At 63.1% G+C, this 15,820-nt stretch carries 16 protein-coding genes; 11 read left to right on the forward strand and 5 right to left on the reverse strand.

Annotated features, from left to right (window positions below; all coding sequences use genetic code 11):
• Positions 1 to 76 precede the first annotated feature (76 nt).
• Both KJP30_RS01300 and KJP30_RS01305 read left to right on the forward strand, forming a co-directional pair.
• The gene (locus tag KJP30_RS01300; RefSeq protein WP_218447158.1) at positions 77 to 3,565 is read left to right on the forward strand and encodes an Rne/Rng family ribonuclease; all 3,489 of its coding nucleotides are present in this window, start codon (positions 77 to 79) and stop codon (positions 3,563 to 3,565) included.
• A gap of 163 nt (positions 3,566 to 3,728) precedes the next feature.
• Positions 3,729 to 3,953 carry a hypothetical protein gene (locus KJP30_RS01305; RefSeq protein WP_218447159.1) on the forward strand — a complete coding sequence of 75 codons (225 nt, stop codon included), beginning with the start codon at positions 3,729 to 3,731 and terminating at the stop codon, positions 3,951 to 3,953.
• Positions 3,954 to 4,018: 65 nt separating this feature from the next.
• Here the strand turns inward: KJP30_RS01305 and KJP30_RS01310 are convergent, their stop codons facing one another.
• Positions 4,019 to 4,240, reverse strand: coding sequence for a sulfurtransferase TusA family protein (locus KJP30_RS01310; protein ID WP_218447160.1), 222 nt, complete (start codon positions 4,238 to 4,240; stop codon positions 4,019 to 4,021).
• A gap of 110 nt (positions 4,241 to 4,350) precedes the next feature.
• Here KJP30_RS01310 and KJP30_RS01315 point away from each other — a divergent pair, with 110 nt between their 5' ends.
• The 5 genes from KJP30_RS01315 (at position 4,351) to KJP30_RS01335 (ending at position 9,559) form a co-directional block, all read left to right on the forward strand.
• On the forward strand, positions 4,351 to 5,106 hold the full coding sequence (locus tag KJP30_RS01315) for a cytochrome c biogenesis CcdA family protein (protein WP_218448399.1): 756 nt from the start codon (positions 4,351 to 4,353) through the stop codon (positions 5,104 to 5,106).
• A 61-nt stretch (positions 5,107 to 5,167) separates the two neighbouring features.
• A complete protein-coding gene (locus KJP30_RS01320) occupies positions 5,168 to 6,409 on the forward strand; it encodes a hypothetical protein (RefSeq protein ID WP_218447161.1) in 1,242 nt (413 codons plus the stop codon).
• Entirely contained in the window at positions 6,406 to 7,755 is a 1,350-nt protein-coding gene (locus KJP30_RS01325; RefSeq protein WP_218447162.1) for a cytochrome P450, read from the forward strand. Before KJP30_RS01320 ends, KJP30_RS01325 begins: the two co-directional genes overlap by 4 nt.
• Before the next feature lie 130 nt (positions 7,756 to 7,885).
• The gene (locus KJP30_RS01330) at positions 7,886 to 8,788 is read left to right on the forward strand and encodes a fructose bisphosphate aldolase (RefSeq protein ID WP_218447163.1); all 903 of its coding nucleotides are present in this window, start codon (positions 7,886 to 7,888) and stop codon (positions 8,786 to 8,788) included.
• 264 nt (positions 8,789 to 9,052) lie between these two features.
• Positions 9,053 to 9,559, forward strand: coding sequence for an adenine nucleotide alpha hydrolase family protein (locus KJP30_RS01335; RefSeq protein WP_218447164.1), 507 nt, complete (start codon positions 9,053 to 9,055; stop codon positions 9,557 to 9,559).
• 139 nt (positions 9,560 to 9,698) lie between these two features.
• Here the strand turns inward: KJP30_RS01335 and KJP30_RS01340 are convergent, their stop codons facing one another.
• Entirely contained in the window at positions 9,699 to 10,361 is a 663-nt protein-coding gene (locus tag KJP30_RS01340) for a helix-turn-helix transcriptional regulator (RefSeq protein WP_218447165.1), read from the reverse strand.
• A 185-nt stretch (positions 10,362 to 10,546) separates the two neighbouring features.
• On the opposite strand from KJP30_RS01340, the gene tatA reads away from it, so the two are divergent.
• Genes tatA through KJP30_RS01360 form a run of 4 tightly spaced genes read left to right on the forward strand, consistent with a single transcriptional unit; the run spans position 10,547 to position 13,055 of the window.
• Entirely contained in the window at positions 10,547 to 10,768 is a 222-nt protein-coding gene (gene tatA / locus KJP30_RS01345; RefSeq protein WP_218447166.1) for a twin-arginine translocase TatA/TatE family subunit, read from the forward strand.
• A gap of 6 nt (positions 10,769 to 10,774) precedes the next feature.
• Complete coding sequence (gene tatB, locus KJP30_RS01350; RefSeq protein WP_218447167.1) at positions 10,775 to 11,242, forward strand: Sec-independent protein translocase protein TatB; 468 nt, start codon at positions 10,775 to 10,777, stop codon at positions 11,240 to 11,242.
• The gene (gene tatC, locus KJP30_RS01355; RefSeq protein WP_218447168.1) at positions 11,239 to 12,198 is read left to right on the forward strand and encodes a twin-arginine translocase subunit TatC; all 960 of its coding nucleotides are present in this window, start codon (positions 11,239 to 11,241) and stop codon (positions 12,196 to 12,198) included. The genes tatB and tatC overlap by 4 nt, the downstream gene beginning before the upstream one ends.
• A gap of 11 nt (positions 12,199 to 12,209) precedes the next feature.
• Positions 12,210 to 13,055, forward strand: coding sequence for an ATP-binding protein (locus tag KJP30_RS01360; RefSeq protein WP_218447169.1), 846 nt, complete (start codon positions 12,210 to 12,212; stop codon positions 13,053 to 13,055).
• A gap of 72 nt (positions 13,056 to 13,127) precedes the next feature.
• Here the strand turns inward: KJP30_RS01360 and KJP30_RS01365 are convergent, their stop codons facing one another.
• The 3 genes from KJP30_RS01365 to surE form a co-directional block, all read right to left on the reverse strand.
• Positions 13,128 to 14,291, reverse strand: a complete 1,164-nt coding sequence (locus tag KJP30_RS01365) for a peptidoglycan DD-metalloendopeptidase family protein (RefSeq protein WP_218447170.1) — start codon at positions 14,289 to 14,291, stop codon at positions 13,128 to 13,130.
• 77 nt (positions 14,292 to 14,368) lie between these two features.
• Positions 14,369 to 15,010: a protein-L-isoaspartate(D-aspartate) O-methyltransferase gene (locus KJP30_RS01370; protein ID WP_218447171.1), complete on the reverse strand. Its 642-nt coding sequence runs from the start codon at positions 15,008 to 15,010 to the stop codon at positions 14,369 to 14,371.
• Positions 15,007 to 15,792: a 5'/3'-nucleotidase SurE gene (gene surE, locus KJP30_RS01375; protein ID WP_218447172.1), complete on the reverse strand. Its 786-nt coding sequence runs from the start codon at positions 15,790 to 15,792 to the stop codon at positions 15,007 to 15,009. The genes KJP30_RS01370 and surE overlap by 4 nt, the downstream gene beginning before the upstream one ends.
• Between the last annotated feature and the right edge of the window lie 28 nt (positions 15,793 to 15,820).

The following is a 15,820-nucleotide window of genomic DNA, read 5'->3' on the forward strand; positions in this document are numbered from 1 at the left end:
TCGCCCAGACAAGACATGCCTCAACCTCTGCGGGTCCACCGGGCCCGGCGGAGCTTTGGGTGTGCAAACGGATAATATGGCAAAGAAAATGCTCATCGACGCCACCCACGCGGAAGAGACCCGCGTCGTGGTGGTGGACGGAAACAAGGTTGAAGAATTCGACTTTGAGTCTGAAAACAAGCGGCAGCTCGCCGGAAACATCTATCTAGCCAAGGTCACGCGGGTCGAACCCTCGCTTCAGGCGGCTTTTGTCGATTACGGCGGCAACCGCCACGGTTTCCTGGCTTTTTCGGAAATTCACCCGGATTACTACCAGATCCCCGTCGCAGACCGTCAGGCGCTGATGGAGGAAGAAGAGGCCGCTGCGCGCGCCGCCGCTGAAGAGGAAGAGAAACCCAAGAAATCGCGGTCGCGGTCGCGCAAACGTTCGTCGAAATCCTCGGACAAGACCGAGAAGGCAGAACAGCCGGTGCAGGCAGAGGCCGCGCCCGAGGCGTCGCCTGAAACCACCCCTGATTCCAAGCCGCGCGTTCCCAGCGGCATGGAAACCATCGACCTGAGCGATGACCTCGAGTCCGGCGAACCGGGCGAGGGCCTGTCGCCCATGGCAACCGTGCACGAGACCCCGGTCGAAGAGCCGGTTGAGCCCGAGGCGCAGCCCGCAGAGGCGCCCGCCGAACTGCCGGAACCGGTGGCCGAAACCGTCGAAGCCGCCCCGGCCGAGGTGCCGGCCCCCGATGCCGTGCCCGCCGAAGAGCCCGCACCGGTCGAAGTCGCCCCGACAAAGCCTGTGGCCGAGGAAGCCCCGGCAGAGGACAGCATTGCCGCGACACAAGAGGCTCCGGCTCCCGAAGGCCTGTCGCCGCTGGAACCCATGGCCAGCGCCGAACCGCAGTCCGAAGATGCAGGTCAAGCGGCCGAAAGCCCCGAAGCCGAGGCCCCTTCGGACGAAGACGACGGCGACACCATCCCGCCGCGTCCCATTGCCGAAGGCACCAAGGACGAAGCCGAGGTTGTGACGCAGGAACCGGCCTCCGCAGATGCGGCGGAGCCTGAGGCTCCGGAACAGGTCGATGAGGCCAAGACCGAAGACCCGGAAGCCGAGATCGCGGAAACTGCGACACCGGAAGCCGCAACACCGGAAGCCACCGAACCTGAGGCGGTCGAGGTCGTCGAAGAGGCGGCTGCCGAAGTTGTCGAAACGCCCGTTGCGGAACCTGCCGCAGCCGAAGTGACCGACACGGTCGAGGCTGAGGAAGCCCCCGAGGAGGAGGCCGACACCGCCGAAGCGGAAGACGATGCCGAGGACGCCGAGGACGAGGATGAAGACGACGGCAAGGAAGACGCCGCCGCGCGTGACGCCTCGATTGAATCCGTCGCAGACGACGACACCGAGGAAGACATCCGCCCGGCCCGCAAGCCGCGTCCGCGCCGCTACAAGATCCAGGAAGTCATCAAGGTCCGCCAGATCATGCTGGTGCAGGTGGTCAAGGAAGAGCGTGGCAACAAGGGGGCCGCGCTGACCACCTATCTGTCGCTCGCGGGGCGCTATTGTGTCCTGATGCCGAACACCGCGCGTGGCGGTGGCATCAGCCGCAAGATCACCAATGCGACCGACCGGTCCAAGCTCAAGGAAATTGCGCAGTCCATCGACGTCCCCAAGGGCGCGGGGCTGATCATCCGCACCGCGGGTGCCAAGCGCACCAAGACCGAGATCAAGCGCGACTATGAATACCTTCAGCGCCTGTGGGAGCAGATCCGCGAACTGACCCTGAAATCCATCGCGCCGGCCAAGATCTACGAAGAAGGCGACCTGATCAAACGGTCGATCCGCGATCTGTACAGCCGTGAGATCGACGAAGTTCTGGTCGAAGGCGACCGTGGCTACCGTGTGGCCAAGGACTTCATGAAGATGATCATGCCGTCCCACGCCAAAAACGTGAAGCATTACACCGATCCGATGCCGCTGTTCGCGCGCTATCAGGTGGAAAGCTATCTTGGCGGGATGTTCAACCCGACGGTTCAGCTCAAATCCGGCGGTTACATTGTAATCGGCGTGACCGAGGCGCTGGTTGCCATTGACGTGAACTCGGGCCGTGCCACCAAGGAAGGCTCGATCGAGGAGACCGCGCTAAAGACCAACCTTGAAGCCGCCGAAGAAGTGGCGCGCCAGTTGCGTCTGCGCGACCTTGCCGGGCTGATCGTCATCGACTTCATCGACATGGATGAGCGCAAGAACAACGCCGCCGTCGAGAAGAAGCTGAAGGACAAGCTGAAAACCGACAGGGCGCGTATTCAGGTTGGCCGGATCTCGGGCTTTGGCCTGTTGGAAATGTCGCGCCAGCGTCTGCGCCCCGGCATGATCGAGGCAACGACCCAGCCCTGCGCGGCCTGCCACGGCACCGGCCTGATCCGTTCGGACGACAACATGGCACTGCAGATCCTGCGCCAGATCGAGGAAGAAGGTGTGCGCCGCCGGTCGCGCGAGGTGCTGGTGAAATGCCCCATCGGCATTGCCAACTACCTGATGAACCAAAAGCGCGAACACGTGGCCATGATCGAGGCGCGCTATGGCATGTCCGTCCGCATCGAAGGCGACCCGCATCTTGTTGCGCCTGACTTCTCGATGGAGAAGTTCAAAACCGCGACCCGGGTCGTGCCCGAGGCGACCGCACCGGTGGTTTCTGTCGACACATCGTTGATGGATCAGGTGGACGAGGACGCCGAGACCGAAACCGAGGTTGAGGAAGAAGAGGTTCAGGTTGCCGAGGTCGCGACCCCGGGAACTTCGGATGACAGTGGCGAGGAAGGCAAGCCTAAGAAGCGCCGCCGCCGTCGCCGCCGCAAGTCCAAGTCGAAGGAGGGCAGCGAGTCCAATGGTGTCGAGTCCGGTGACGAAACCGGCGATGGAGCGGATAACGAGGCCGATGCCGCCCCGGCGAAGGATCAGGACGATGCGGTAAAACCGGCAGAGCCTACCGAAGCTGACGCCGCAGAGGCAGAGGCCGAGGAAGCGCCGAAGCCCAAGCGCAGCCGCTCGCGGTCGCGCCGCTCGCGCAGCAAGTCGACCGAGACAGAGGCTGTGGCAGAAACTGCCGAAGCCGAGGCTGCAAAGCCCGAGGCAGAGGTGGCTGAGGCCGCAACGCCCGAGGTCGCTGTGACCGGCGAAGCCGCCGAAGCGCCCGCCGCCGAGGAACCGGTGGCCGAGGCTGCCCCGGCAGAGGTTGTCACGTCCGAGGTCAAGGCGCCCGAAGTGGCCACGCCCGAACCGGAAGCAGCCCCCGCCGATGTGACCGAAGAGACCGAGGACAAGCCCAAGCGCGCCCGGACCCGCCGCAAGGCGTCCGACGTGATCGCGGCCGTGGTCGGAACCCCGATCACTGAAACCTCTGTCCAGCCGGAAGAAACCACCGCCGAAGAAACCGCAGAAGACCCTGCCGAAGCGGTCGAAGTGACCGCGGCCGAGCCGACAGCGGATGTTGCGCCGGAACCGGTAGCCGAAGCTGCCGAGACCGAGGCGGATGACAAGCCCAAGCGTCGCGGCTGGTGGTCGCTGGGCCGCTAGGCGCGTAGATAACGGATAAAAGGCCCCGCTTTGGCGGGGCCTTTTTGCGTTGAAATCCCGGTGACTTGAGCCTGCGATTTTAACCGTCTTTCAGGTTGGTGTCGCAAACCGAGCCACCCCGGTCGCGTTTTCGCGGTTCGCAAAAGGGGGCGCGGACAGCGACGTGGACAAGGGATCCCGTCGGGCTGCATGTCAACGCTTTGACCTTGGTCCTTTTGAAACAGGGAGGGGCGGTGCCGGTAAAGGCGAGCGCTTTGCCGCGACCCTATTGCAGCGCCTGTCCCGTCAGGATCATTGGCAGGGGGCGCATTTCCCGGTGAACCTTTGCGCGCATCACGATGCCATCGACAGGCTGGGCAGCCTGATGCTTTCAACCGTCCTGCCGTGATCTCTGCTGCCGCGTGCCAATTATGTGCCCCGGTCCCCCCGGGCCACCGGGGCGGGTCTGGGGCATCAACCTTTGCGGATCGTCCAGGTGATTGCCTTGCCGCTTTCGACATGGTTTTCGAGCACATGGCCGGCCTCGGCGCAGAAATGCGGTACGTCCACCACGGCGGCGGGATCGTCGGTGTGCAGGATCAACAGATCGCCCGGCGCAAGGTCGCGCAGGCGTTTGCGGGCCTTCAGAACCGGAAGCGGGCAAAGCAGCCCGAGCGCATCGAGGTCATGGGTCATGCATCCGCATCTAGCCCGTTGACCGCCCGAAGGAAAGATGCCGCCGAGGCCACGAGGATGTGACAGTCAGGCGGCGTGACGCGGCACGCGCTTTCGCCTATGTCGGTTTCATGTTTGGAATCGAGATCATAGACGCGTCGCTCCTGCCTGCCATGTTCGTGGCGCTTCTGGCCGGTGTCATTTCCTTCCTCAGCCCCTGCGTGCTGCCGGTGGTGCCGCCCTATCTGGCCTACATGAGCGGGGTGTCCCTGTCCGACCTTGGCGACCGCGACAGCGGCGGGGCGAACCGGGCCTTGCTGCCGGCCCTGTTCTTTGTGCTGGGCCTGTCGACGGTTTTCTTGCTGATGGGCTTTGCCGCCTCGGCGGTGGGGGCGACCTTCCTGCAATACCAGGGGTGGTTCAATACCGCCGCGGGCGTTGTCGTGATGATCTTTGGCGCGCATTTCGTTGGGGTGTACCGGATCGGTTTTCTGGATCGCGAGGCGCGGCTGGATGCAGGCGACAGGGGCGGATCGGCCTTTGGGGCCTATATCCTCGGGCTTGCCTTCGCCTTTGGCTGGACGCCCTGCATTGGCCCGCAATTGGGCGCGATCCTCAGCCTTGCGGCATCCGAGGCGTCGGTGGCGCGGGGCACGGTGCTGTTGGCGGTCTATGCGCTGGGATTGGGTGTGCCCTTTTTGTTGGTCGCTGCTTTCCTGCCGCGTCTTGGCGGCGTGATGGGCTGGATCAAACGGCATATGGAACAGATCGAACGGGCCATGGGCCTGTTGCTGTGGACCATTGGCCTGCTGATGCTGACGGGCGGGTTTTCCTCGCTGTCCTTCTGGCTTTTGGAAACCTTCCCGGCGCTGGCCACCCTGGGCTGACGCGCCGCCTTACTCTTGCCGAAAAGCCGCGTTACCATTGGCGCAACAATGAGGTCGCGCAATGGGTATTGGCCAAACCGATACATCACAGGACGTCCACAAACGCCGGGTCTTTTACATTCCCGGTTATGATCCGATTCACCCTCGGCGCTATCGCGAATTGTACCGCAAGGAGGGGGCCGCGCAGGCCGGGATTTCGGGATATCAGATCGGGCTGAAGCCCAAGCGCAAGGGCGGCCTGTATGGTTGGCACGTCGAAAGCGACACTGGCGGGCAAACCGTTTCGGCGGATGTCGAGGTGCTGGTCTGGTCGGACATCGTGCGGGACAGCATGTCGAATTCGATCCCGGCAACCTACGGGCAACTTGTGCGCACGGCTTGGGAATACATCGCGACCGGGGCCTTGTTCCGGTTGATGCGGCTGCGCAAGGGGCCGGTGATCGCCGCGCTTTACCCCATTGGAATGCTGTTGCTGCAACTGGTGATTGCGGTGTTTGCAGGTTGGGCGGGCTATGCGTTGATTTCGCTCTTGTCGCCGTGGCTTGGGCTTGCGGCGACGGGGCTTGGTCTGGTCGCGGGGGCGGCTCTGGCCATTGGCCTGCTGCGTTGGTTCAAAAAGAAGGACGGCAAGCTTTTTGCCTATTACCTGATGCACGACTACGCCTATTCGGCGCGGTACCGTGGCGCCAATCCGCCCGAACTGGAACAGCGCATGGCGGAATTTGGCGACATCATCGCCGAGGCCCTTTGTGACGAAGTGGACGAGGTTTTGGTTGTCGGGCATTCCTCCGGCGCGCATCTGTCGGTTTCGATCCTCGCGGATCTGGTGCGGGACGGGCGAGTGCCTGCGAACGGTCCCCGGCTGGCGTTTCTCAGCCTTGGTCAAGTCGTGCCGATGGTGTCTTTTCTGCGCGATGCGCACCGCTTGCGGGCGGATCTGCGCTATCTCAGTGCCCAAGAGGATCTGACCTGGGTTGATGTGACCGCGCCGGGGGATGGCTGTGCTTTTGCGCTGTGCGATCCGGTCAGCGTGTCCGGCGTCGCGCCAGAGGACAAGCGCTGGCCGCTGGTCTTTTCGGCACAGTTCACACGCTCGCTTAGCCCGGAACGGTGGAAGGAACTGCGGTGGAAGTTCTTTCGCCTGCATTTCCAGTATCTTTGCGCGTTCGACCGGCCGCTGGACTATGATTATTTCCAGATCACCGCCGGGCCGCTGTCGCTGGCGGCGCGCTATGCCGGTCGGCCGCCTTCGGCCAGCCGCATCGACATCCCCGTGTCCAAGTTCACGAGCATCGCCGCATGATCCCGCCAAAACCGGCGGCGCGGCCGGATCGGGTTTCGCTGTGGCGCTATGTCAAATTGTTCCGGCAGGATATTCTGTCGGCGCAACCGGCGCGGCTGTACCGGGCCAAAATGGCCGAATTTCGCACACCCTTTTTCCGCTCCTACCTGCTGAACCAGCCAGATCTGGTCAAAACCGTGCTCAAGGATCGTCCGATGGCGTTCCCAAAATCCGACAGGATTGGCGAGGGACTGCGCCCCTTGCTGGGCAATTCGGTTTTTCTGACCAATGGCACACAGTGGCAACGCCAGCGCCGCATCATCGATCCGGCCTTTGAGGGAGGGCGCTTGCGCGAGACCTATCCTGCCATGTGGGAGGCGGCGCAGGCGGCTTTGGCCCGATTGTCGGCGCGGGCCGGTCAGCAGGTCGAGATCGAGGAAATCGCCAGTCACGCCGCCGCGGATGTGATTTTTCGCACCTTGTTTTCGATCCCCATCGAAGATGACATTGCGCAGAAAGTCTTTCACGAGTTTCGAGCGTATCAGAGAACGCAGCCGATCCTGAATCTTGCAGCCTTTGTGCCTGTTCCGCGTTGGGTGCCACGGTTCTTTCGCCGCGACACCAAGACAGCGGCCCGACGCATCCGTCGGCTGATTGCCCGCCTGACCGAAGATCGCCTTGTGGCCATTTCCAAGGGCACGGCGCCCGATGATCTGGCCACCAAGATCATGACCACCCGCGACCCCGAAACCGGCGAGACCTTTTCCGTGGATGAAATGGTCGACCAGGTGGCAATCTTTTTCCTTGCGGGCCATGAAACCAGCGCCTCGGCGCTTGGCTGGGCCTTGTACCTGCTGGCAACGCACCCCGATTGGCAGGATCGGCTGGCAGCGGAGGCGCAGGCATTGACGACCTGCGATTTCGCGGATGTCGCAAAGCTGCGCATCAGCCGCGATGTCTTTCGCGAGGCGCTGCGCCTGTATCCTCCGGTGCCCATGATGGTGCGCCAGACCACCTGTCCCGAACGATTCCGCGACCGGGACATACCGACGGGGTCGCAGATGGTGCTGAGCCCCTGGCACCTGCAACGCCACGAATCCTTGTGGGACAATCCGGACGGTTTTGATCCCGGACGCTGGCAAACCGAAAACGGCAAGGCCTGCGCGCGCGAGGCGTTCATTCCGTTTTCGGCCGGGCCACGTGTCTGTACCGGGGCCGGGTTCGCCATGGTCGAAGGTGTGCTGCTGTTGTCGCTGATCCTGCGGGATCTGCGCGTGGCACCTGTGGCGGGCAGGGTGCCCGTGCCGGAGGCACATCTGACCGTGCGGTCGCGCGACGGGATTTGGCTGCGGGTTGACCGGCGCTAGGGCATCTGGTCGGCGGAAAACCGTCTCGGCGTCACAGTTAGCGCTAACCACTTTCGCGCCCACTATACCGGGCCTGCGCCCTGCGGTATCGAAGCGGCAAATGCCTTTCATCTCAGAATACGAGGGTTCCATGGGACAGGACGCCGCCACTTTTGCCAAACAAGCCGAGCAGATGCGCACCGGTGCGGGCTTCATCGCCGCATTGGACCAGTCCGGGGGCTCGACGCCCAAGGCGCTGCGTCTCTACGGTGTCACCGAGGACATGTACGATGGCGAAGACGCCATGTTCGGTGAAATTCACGAAATGCGGTCGCGCATCATCACCGCGCCGGAGTTTACCAATGCCAAGGTGATCGGAGCGATTCTCTTTGAACGCACCATGCGTGGCGTTGTGGATGGCAAACCCACCGCCCAAGCCCTGTGGGAAGACCGCGGCATCGTGCCGTTCCTCAAGATCGACAAGGGGCTGATGGACAAGGCGGATGGCGTCCAATTGCTCAAACCGATCCCGGGCGTCGAGGAAATGCTGAAGGAAGCGGCTGAATTCGGCATCTTCGGCACCAAGGAACGTTCGGTGATCCACGAAGCCAACGAAACCGGCATCAAGGCGGTCGTGGCGCAGCAGTTCGAACTGGGCAAAACCGTGGTCGCGGCGGGGCTTGTGCCGATCCTCGAACCCGAGGTGGACATCAACTCGGCCACCAAGGCAGAGGCCGAAGCCATCCTCAAGACCGAGATCCTTGCCCATCTGGATCAGCTGGCCGACGATCAGAACGTGATGCTCAAGCTGACCATCCCGACCGAGGACGGTCTTTATGACGATCTGGCGGACCATCCGCGCGTGATCCGTGTTGTCGCGCTGTCGGGCGGCTATTCCACCGATGAGGCCTGCGAGCGTCTGTCCCGTCAGCCCAAGATGATCGCCTCGTTCAGCCGTGCGCTGGCCGAGGGCCTGACCAAACAGATGTCCGACGCCGAGTTCAACGCGGCCCTGGGTGCGAACATCGACAAGATCTATCAAGCGTCGGCCTGATCCTTCTGTCAGCCAAGGCGATCTGCGCCCCGTTTCCTGATCGGAAGCGGGGCGTTTTCATGTGGTCTTGGCAGCGCGTGCATGTTTTTATCTCGCATTCCCATGGGTTTGACGGTGGACGGAGGATTTCCACACCTGCGCGAACCAAGGATTGCTGCCTATCTTGCGTCATAGTTTCAAGGTTCGGGCCAAGGGGCGGCACGCCCCCCGATCCGGTGCAGATAAATCGCGTTGACCAGAATATTTCTTCAAAGGAACAGACCTATGAAAACCATTGCAAAGATTGCCCTGACCGCCCTTGCGCTGACCGCCACCGCCGCCGCTGCGGAACAGGGCGACAAGATCACCGCCCTCGGGTATGGCCACAGCCAGCAGCAGGCCAAGATCGTGACCATCCAGACATGGACCGCGGCGGCGCATGACGCCTACGGTTATGCCGATTGGAACACCGCCTATGTGGGTCAGATGGAATGCGTTCAGAACTACGCGACCACGACCAACAAGAAATTCACCACCCTTTCGCGTGAGATCATTAAGATCGGTGGTGATCAAAGCGCCCCCTGGACCTGCATCGTAGGCGGCTATCAGGACGTCAAGACCACTTACAACGGCGGTTACGATGGCGGCTACAAGGCCCCGGCGGCACCGACCTATGGGGGTGGCTACAAGGCCCCGGCATCCGGTTACAGCGGTGGATATACGGGCGGATACACTGGTCATACCGGCGGCTACGGCGGCGGCTATGGCGGGAGCACCACCTACAAATACTGATTTCGGGCTGGTCCCTGCGCGGCCTATCCCCACGTCCCTCTCCAGCCGCGTCAGCCCCGAAGACCCCGGTGCCCCCTCCCGCACCGGGGTCGTTTTGTCTCGACTGCGCGGTGGGGTGTCAGCAGCTCTCCGGGTCCGGCTATTCAGGGGGCTGACGCCGCCAGTCGGCGAGTGTCTTGCCGGGTTCATCCACGAACAAGCCGGGCAGGGGCGTCAACCCGTCGATCCGATCGACCCGCAGGCTGAGGAACTGCCCGGCGGTTTCGTCCCAGCCGACGCAGGTCCAGACCCGTCCGAAATAATCCAGATGCAAGGGACGAAGGTCGTGCCGTTCGCCTGCGGTTTCGATCCGTAGCCTTTGCCGCGCCCGGATGGCGGCGCGGATCACCGGCATATGGACAAAGCCACGCGCAGCTTCGGCGAAACTGTCGGTGGCAAAGCCAAAGGGGGCGGGCGCGGGGCCGGAATCTTCGGGCAGCACGGCCTCGATCTTGGCGGCAAGGCTGCGTGCCGCTTCTGCCTGTTCTTGCAGTTCCGAGGCCCCAAGCGCGGCCAGCGCCAAGTGCAGCGATTCCAGTTCCGCCTCGGTCAGGTTCAGCGGCGGCAGGGTGATCGCCGCCTGGACGGTATAGCCATACCCTCGCGCGCCTTCGACCGGCACACCAGAGGCGGCCAGCACCTCCATGTCGCGATAGATCGTGCGCACCGACACCCCAAGGTCCTGCGCCATGGCCTCGGCGGTGTGCAACTTGCCGTCGCGCAGGCGCTGGGTCAGCGCGTAGAGTCGGTCTTTGCGGTTCATGTCCGGCACCTTTTTGCCGGACATACTGACAAAATCCTGACAACTGACAAGCACATGACAAAACGAGTGCCCCTTCGCGGCGCTTTGGCGCTTTTCCGGCGTCTCCAGAGTTATTAGATAGCCCAAGTGGCATTCAAAGTGCGGGCCCCGACAGGGGGCAGACCGCCGACCTGAGGAGAGATATCATGGGTATCGGAAACATCGGCCTTCCCGGCCTTCTGCTGATCGCCGTTGTCGTGCTGGTGCTGTTTGGCCGCGGCAAGATCTCGTCGCTGATGGGCGAAGTGGGCAAAGGCATCACCGCCTTCAAAAAGGGTGTGAGCGACGGCCAGCAAGAGCTGGAAGACCAGAAGGCCGACGAGGCCAAGGACGTCACCCCCGCAGCAGAAGACAAGGACAAGGCGTAACCTGCCATGTTCGATCTTGGCTTCGGCGAACTGCTGGTCATCGGCATCGTTGCGCTGATCATCGTGGGGCCCAAGGACCTGCCGGTGCTCTTTCGCAACGTGGGCCGTTTCATGGGTAAGGCGCGCGGTATGGCGCGCGAATTCAGCCGCGCAATGAACGAGGCCGCGGATGAATCCGGCGTGCGCGACGTGGCCAAGTCCCTCAAGACGGCCACCAATCCGGTCGGCAGCGCCATGGACGGCGTCAAGGACGCGGCGAAATCCATGACCAGCTTTGATCCGGACAGCGAGACCGGAAAGCTGGCCAAGGAACGCGACGACGCCCGCAAAAAGATCGAGGCCAACGCCGCCCGCAAGGCCGCCGAGCGCAAGCAGCGCGAGGCCGAGGATGCCGTGCGGCGGGCCGAGGAACTTGAAGCCTCGCTGAAGGCCGACGAAGGCGGGGCGCCCGCAGAAGGGGACACCAAGGCATGAACAATGCCCATGACGAGATCGAGGACAGCTCTGCCCCGCTGATCGAACACCTGGCCGAGCTGCGCACGCGGCTCATCCGCTCGGTTCTGGCCTTTATCGCGGCCATCTGCGTGTTCTTCATCCCCATTCAAGGGGATTTCATCGCGGAACATGTGCTGAAACTGCTGTTGGGACCGATCGAACAGACCCTGCGCACGCTGGGAGACCCGTCGCCGACCTTGCAGTATACCTCGCCGCAGGAATATCTGTTTGTGCTCTTCCGGATTTCGATGGTCTTTGGCTTTGGTCTGGCCTTCCCGGTGATCGCACACCAGATGTGGCGTTTCGTGGCGCCGGGTTTGTACAAATCCGAGAAGAAGGCGTTTTTGCCGTTCATGATCGCCTCGCCGATCATGTTCATGCTGGGCGCCAGCTTTGCCCAATTCGTGGTGACGCCGCTGGCGATGACCTTCCTGCTGGGCTTTGCCGATGTCAGCTCGATCTTTGCGAACCTCATGCAAGGGACGGGTGATACCGCCGCCGTCGCGGTCCCCGAGACCGAGAAGGGGCTGACCATCACCTTCCTTGGTAAGGTCAACGAAAGCCTTCAGATCACGCTGGTTTTCATCATCGCGTTTGGCTTGTGTTTTCAATTGCCTGTGCTGCTGACCCTGATGGGCAAGGCGGGGCTGGTGTCAGGCGAAGGTCTGGCAAACGTTCGCAAATACGCCGCCGTCGGTATCCTTGTTCTGGCCGCGGTCATCACGCCGCCGGACGTGGTGACGCAGGTGATCCTGTTCACGGTGGTCTATGGCCTGTACGAAGTGTCGATTTTCCTTGTCCGCCGCGTCGAGAAAAAGCGCGAAGCAGAACTGCGTGAGCAGGGGCTGTGGTTCGAGGAAGAGCCCGACACCGAGAACGATCCCCTGATGGACGAGTTCGACGAGGACGACCTGAACGAAGGCGAGAAACGATGAAGCCAGGCGTGATGCAGCGCAACGCCGCGCTGATCCGGATTGCCTCGGCGCTGGAGCGCATGTCTCCGGCGCCGCAACCGGCCCCGTCCTTTGACGGGGCCGAGGCCTTTGTCTGGCACGTCGATCCCGACCGGTTGCAACCGGTGCCCAAGGTCAACCGGGTGGCGCTGGATCTGCTGGTGGGAATCGACCGGTCGCGCGATACGCTGCTGGAAAATACGCGCCAGTTTGCGCGTGGCCTGCCCGCGAACAACGCGCTGCTCTGGGGCGCGCGGGGCATGGGAAAATCCAGCGTGGTCAAGGCGGTGCATGCCTCGGTTTGCGCCGAAGGCCATGACCTGAAGCTGGTGGAATTACAGCGCGAGGATCTGGGATCGGTTGGGCGGTTGCTGAACGTCCTGCGGGCCGCGCCGGCGCGTTTCGTCCTGTTTTGCGATGACCTGTCGTTCAGCCACGACGACGAGCACTACAAAAGCCTCAAGGCCGTGCTAGACGGCGGCATCGAGGGCCGCCCGGACAACGTGATCTTTTACGCGACGTCCAACCGGCGTCACCTGATGCCGCGCGACATGATCGAAAACGAACGGTCGAGCGCGATCAACCCCTCCGAGGCGGTGGAGGAGAAGGTTTCGCTGTCCGACCGGTTTGGCCTGTGGTTGGGATTCCACCCCTGTTCGCAGGATGAATACCTGGCGATGATCCGGGGCTATTGCGATGCCTATGGCGTTCAGGTTGCCGAAGAGGAATTGCGGGCCGAGGCCGTGGAATGGCAAGCCACGCGCGGGGCACGGTCGGGCCGTGTGGCATGGCAGTTCTTTACCGATCTGGCCGGGCGCAAAGGCGTACCGCTCGGCTGAAGGTCCCGATAGACGACAAAGCAAAACGCCCTGCCGGATCGGCAGGGCGTTTTTTCGTTTCTGAAAACTCGTTCAGCGCAGGTAAGACATGGGATCCGCGCTATCGAGGCCCTGCCGCACTTCGAAGTGCAGAAAGCCGACTTCGCCCGGAGCCACGCGCGCGATCTGCTGACCGCGAGAAACGCTGTCGCCCACGTTCACGCCGATGTCGGCCACGTTCAGATAGACCGTGTTCACATTATTGGCGTGGCGCACGATGATGAAGCTGGAGCCGTTGGTCTTTTTCGACACGCTGATGACAGAGCCGCTGTCGGCGGCCACGACGGGCGTGCCGGGCGAGGCGCTGATGTCGATGCCGGGGTTCGTGCCGGGGCTGTATTCGCGGATGATCGACCCGGACACCGGCATCGTCATGCTGCCTTTTGCCTTAGCCTTGCTCTGACCGATGTCGGCCACCGGTTCCTCGGGCTTGGGCGCCGGATCGGTGCTGCGCGGCTCGGGCGTTTCGCTGGGCAGCGGTGCCGCCGCAGAGGGCGGCACAGGCGTCGGGGAACCGGACCCCGGCGGCGTGGTCACCGGATCGGCGCTGCGCGGTTCGCCCGGTTTGGCGGCGGGGATCAGCAGGAACTGTCCTTCCCGGATCGAGAAATCGCGATCAAGCGCATTCCATTCGGACAGTGCCCGCGGCGAAACGTTGTACAGCCGTGCAATGGTAAAGGCGGTTTCGCCGCGCGCTACCTTGTGCCGGACGGGTTCGACGCCGGTCTGCGGCTTGGCCCCGCGGCGCGAGGTGTCCGGCGCACCGTCAATGGCGTTCGAGGCCAGCGTGGTCACATCGACACCGGAGGGGGGGCGGATCGGGCCGGTGGTCGCGGCACCAGTCAGCGGCGAGGGTTCGGACACGCGGCGGGGCAGCGCCACGATTTCACCCTGACGCAGCGCATCGCTGGGCCGGATGCCGTTATAGCGGCTCAACTCGTCGGCGGGCAGGCCGATCCGCGCCGCCACATCGGCCAATGTGTCGCCCCTGCGGGCCACGGCCACCTGGTAGCTGGGGTAAGAGATGATCCCGCGATCATCGGGTTCCGGTCGGTCCGCCGTCGCCTTGAGCGCGGCATCGGTGGTGTCGACCTTGCCGCCGATCCCTCCGCGCAGGTCGAAATCTACACCGTCGGAACAGGCCGACAGAAAGGCAACAAGGGCAAGAGCCGTCATGGGGCGGGAGGCAAGTGTCATCTCGATATCCTCACATGCACCCCTTGTCTCCGGGGCGTCACAGGTTGGCGGTGCCTGTCCAGCACCGCGCCGGCCGGTCAGTCCTTGCCGAGCCCCTCGACCAATGGGACGAAACGCACCGGACGCATTTCATCATAGTCGTATCCACTGTCCGTCCGCGTCACGCGGATGAGGCTTTGCACGGCATCGGATTGGCCCACCGGCACGACCATGATACCGCCAATCTTCAATTGCGCCAATAGGGGCCCGGGCGGGTCTTCGGCGGCTGCGGTCACGATAATACGATCAAAGGGGGCTTGATCGGGCAGACCAAAAGACCCATCGGCGGTAAAGGCGGTGATATTGTTCAGTTCCATCTCGTCAAAGACGGCGCGTGCGGCGGTGACCAGCCGACGATGGCGGTCCACGGTATAGACCCGGCGCGCCAGTTGCGACAGAATCGCCGCCTGATAGCCCGAGCCGGTGCCCACCTCCAGAACCTTGTCCCGCGGGCCGATCCTGAGCGCCTGCGTCATCAGACCCACCACCGACGGTTGCGAAATGGTCTGGCCGCAGGCGATCGGCAGCGGCATGTCTTCGTAGGCGCGGTCAGTGAAATAGCCTTGGATGAACCGGCCGCGATCTATCGTTTCCATGGCGTTGAGCACGGATTTATCCGTCACGCCCTTTGACCGGAGCGCAAAGACGAACTGCATCTTGGCTTCGGCGTCGAAGGTCATGAAAAGGCGTCTTTCAGCGTATCCAGCGCGGCATGATCGGTCAGGTCTGCCACCATCGGGGTGACGGTGATCCAGCCCTTGAGGTTCATGTCCGCGTCGCTGCCTTCGTCGGTGGCGGCGCGCTGGTCGCCGCCCCGGACCCACAGGAACCGGCGGCCCGAAGGCGAATGAGTTGCTTCGACGGTGAAACGGGTATTGCGGCGAAGGCCCTGAGGTGCGGCTACGGTGCCTTTCACCTCTGCGGCGGGAACCGGCGGAAAGTTCACGTTGTAGAACCGCTTGTAGCCGCCCGTGTCGCCGGGATCGGCGGCAAGGATGCGGCGGATCGTGTCCGCCCCATGAGTGGCAGAGGCCTCGAACGGGTTGGCTTCCTGCGCGTTGGCGGGGCCATAGTATTGCGACAGGGCAATGGCGGGCAGGCCTTGCAGCGCGGCCTCCATCGCGCCACCCAGCGTCCCGGAATAGAGCGCGTTTTCCGCCGAGTTGTTGCCACGGTTGACGCCGGACAGGACAAGATCCGGCGCATTGTCCTTCAACACGTCGTGCAGACCGGCCAGAACGCAATCCGCCGGGCTGCCTTCGGCGGCAAAGGTGCGGTCCCCCAATTGGGCGATCATCGTCGGGTGGCTGTACGAGATGCAATGCGCAACACCGGACTGTTCAAAAGCCGGGGCGACGGTCCAGACCTCGCCTTCGGGGCCTGCCAGTTCGGTTGCGATGGCGGAAAGGATTTTCAGACCCGGCGCGTTGATGCCGTCGTCATTGGTGATGAGAATGCGCATGAAGAACTGTGCCCGTAGTGGTTTGTCC

The organism is Antarctobacter sediminis (assembly GCF_019218285.1).
Lineage (GTDB): Bacteria > Pseudomonadota > Alphaproteobacteria > Rhodobacterales > Rhodobacteraceae > Antarctobacter > Antarctobacter sediminis.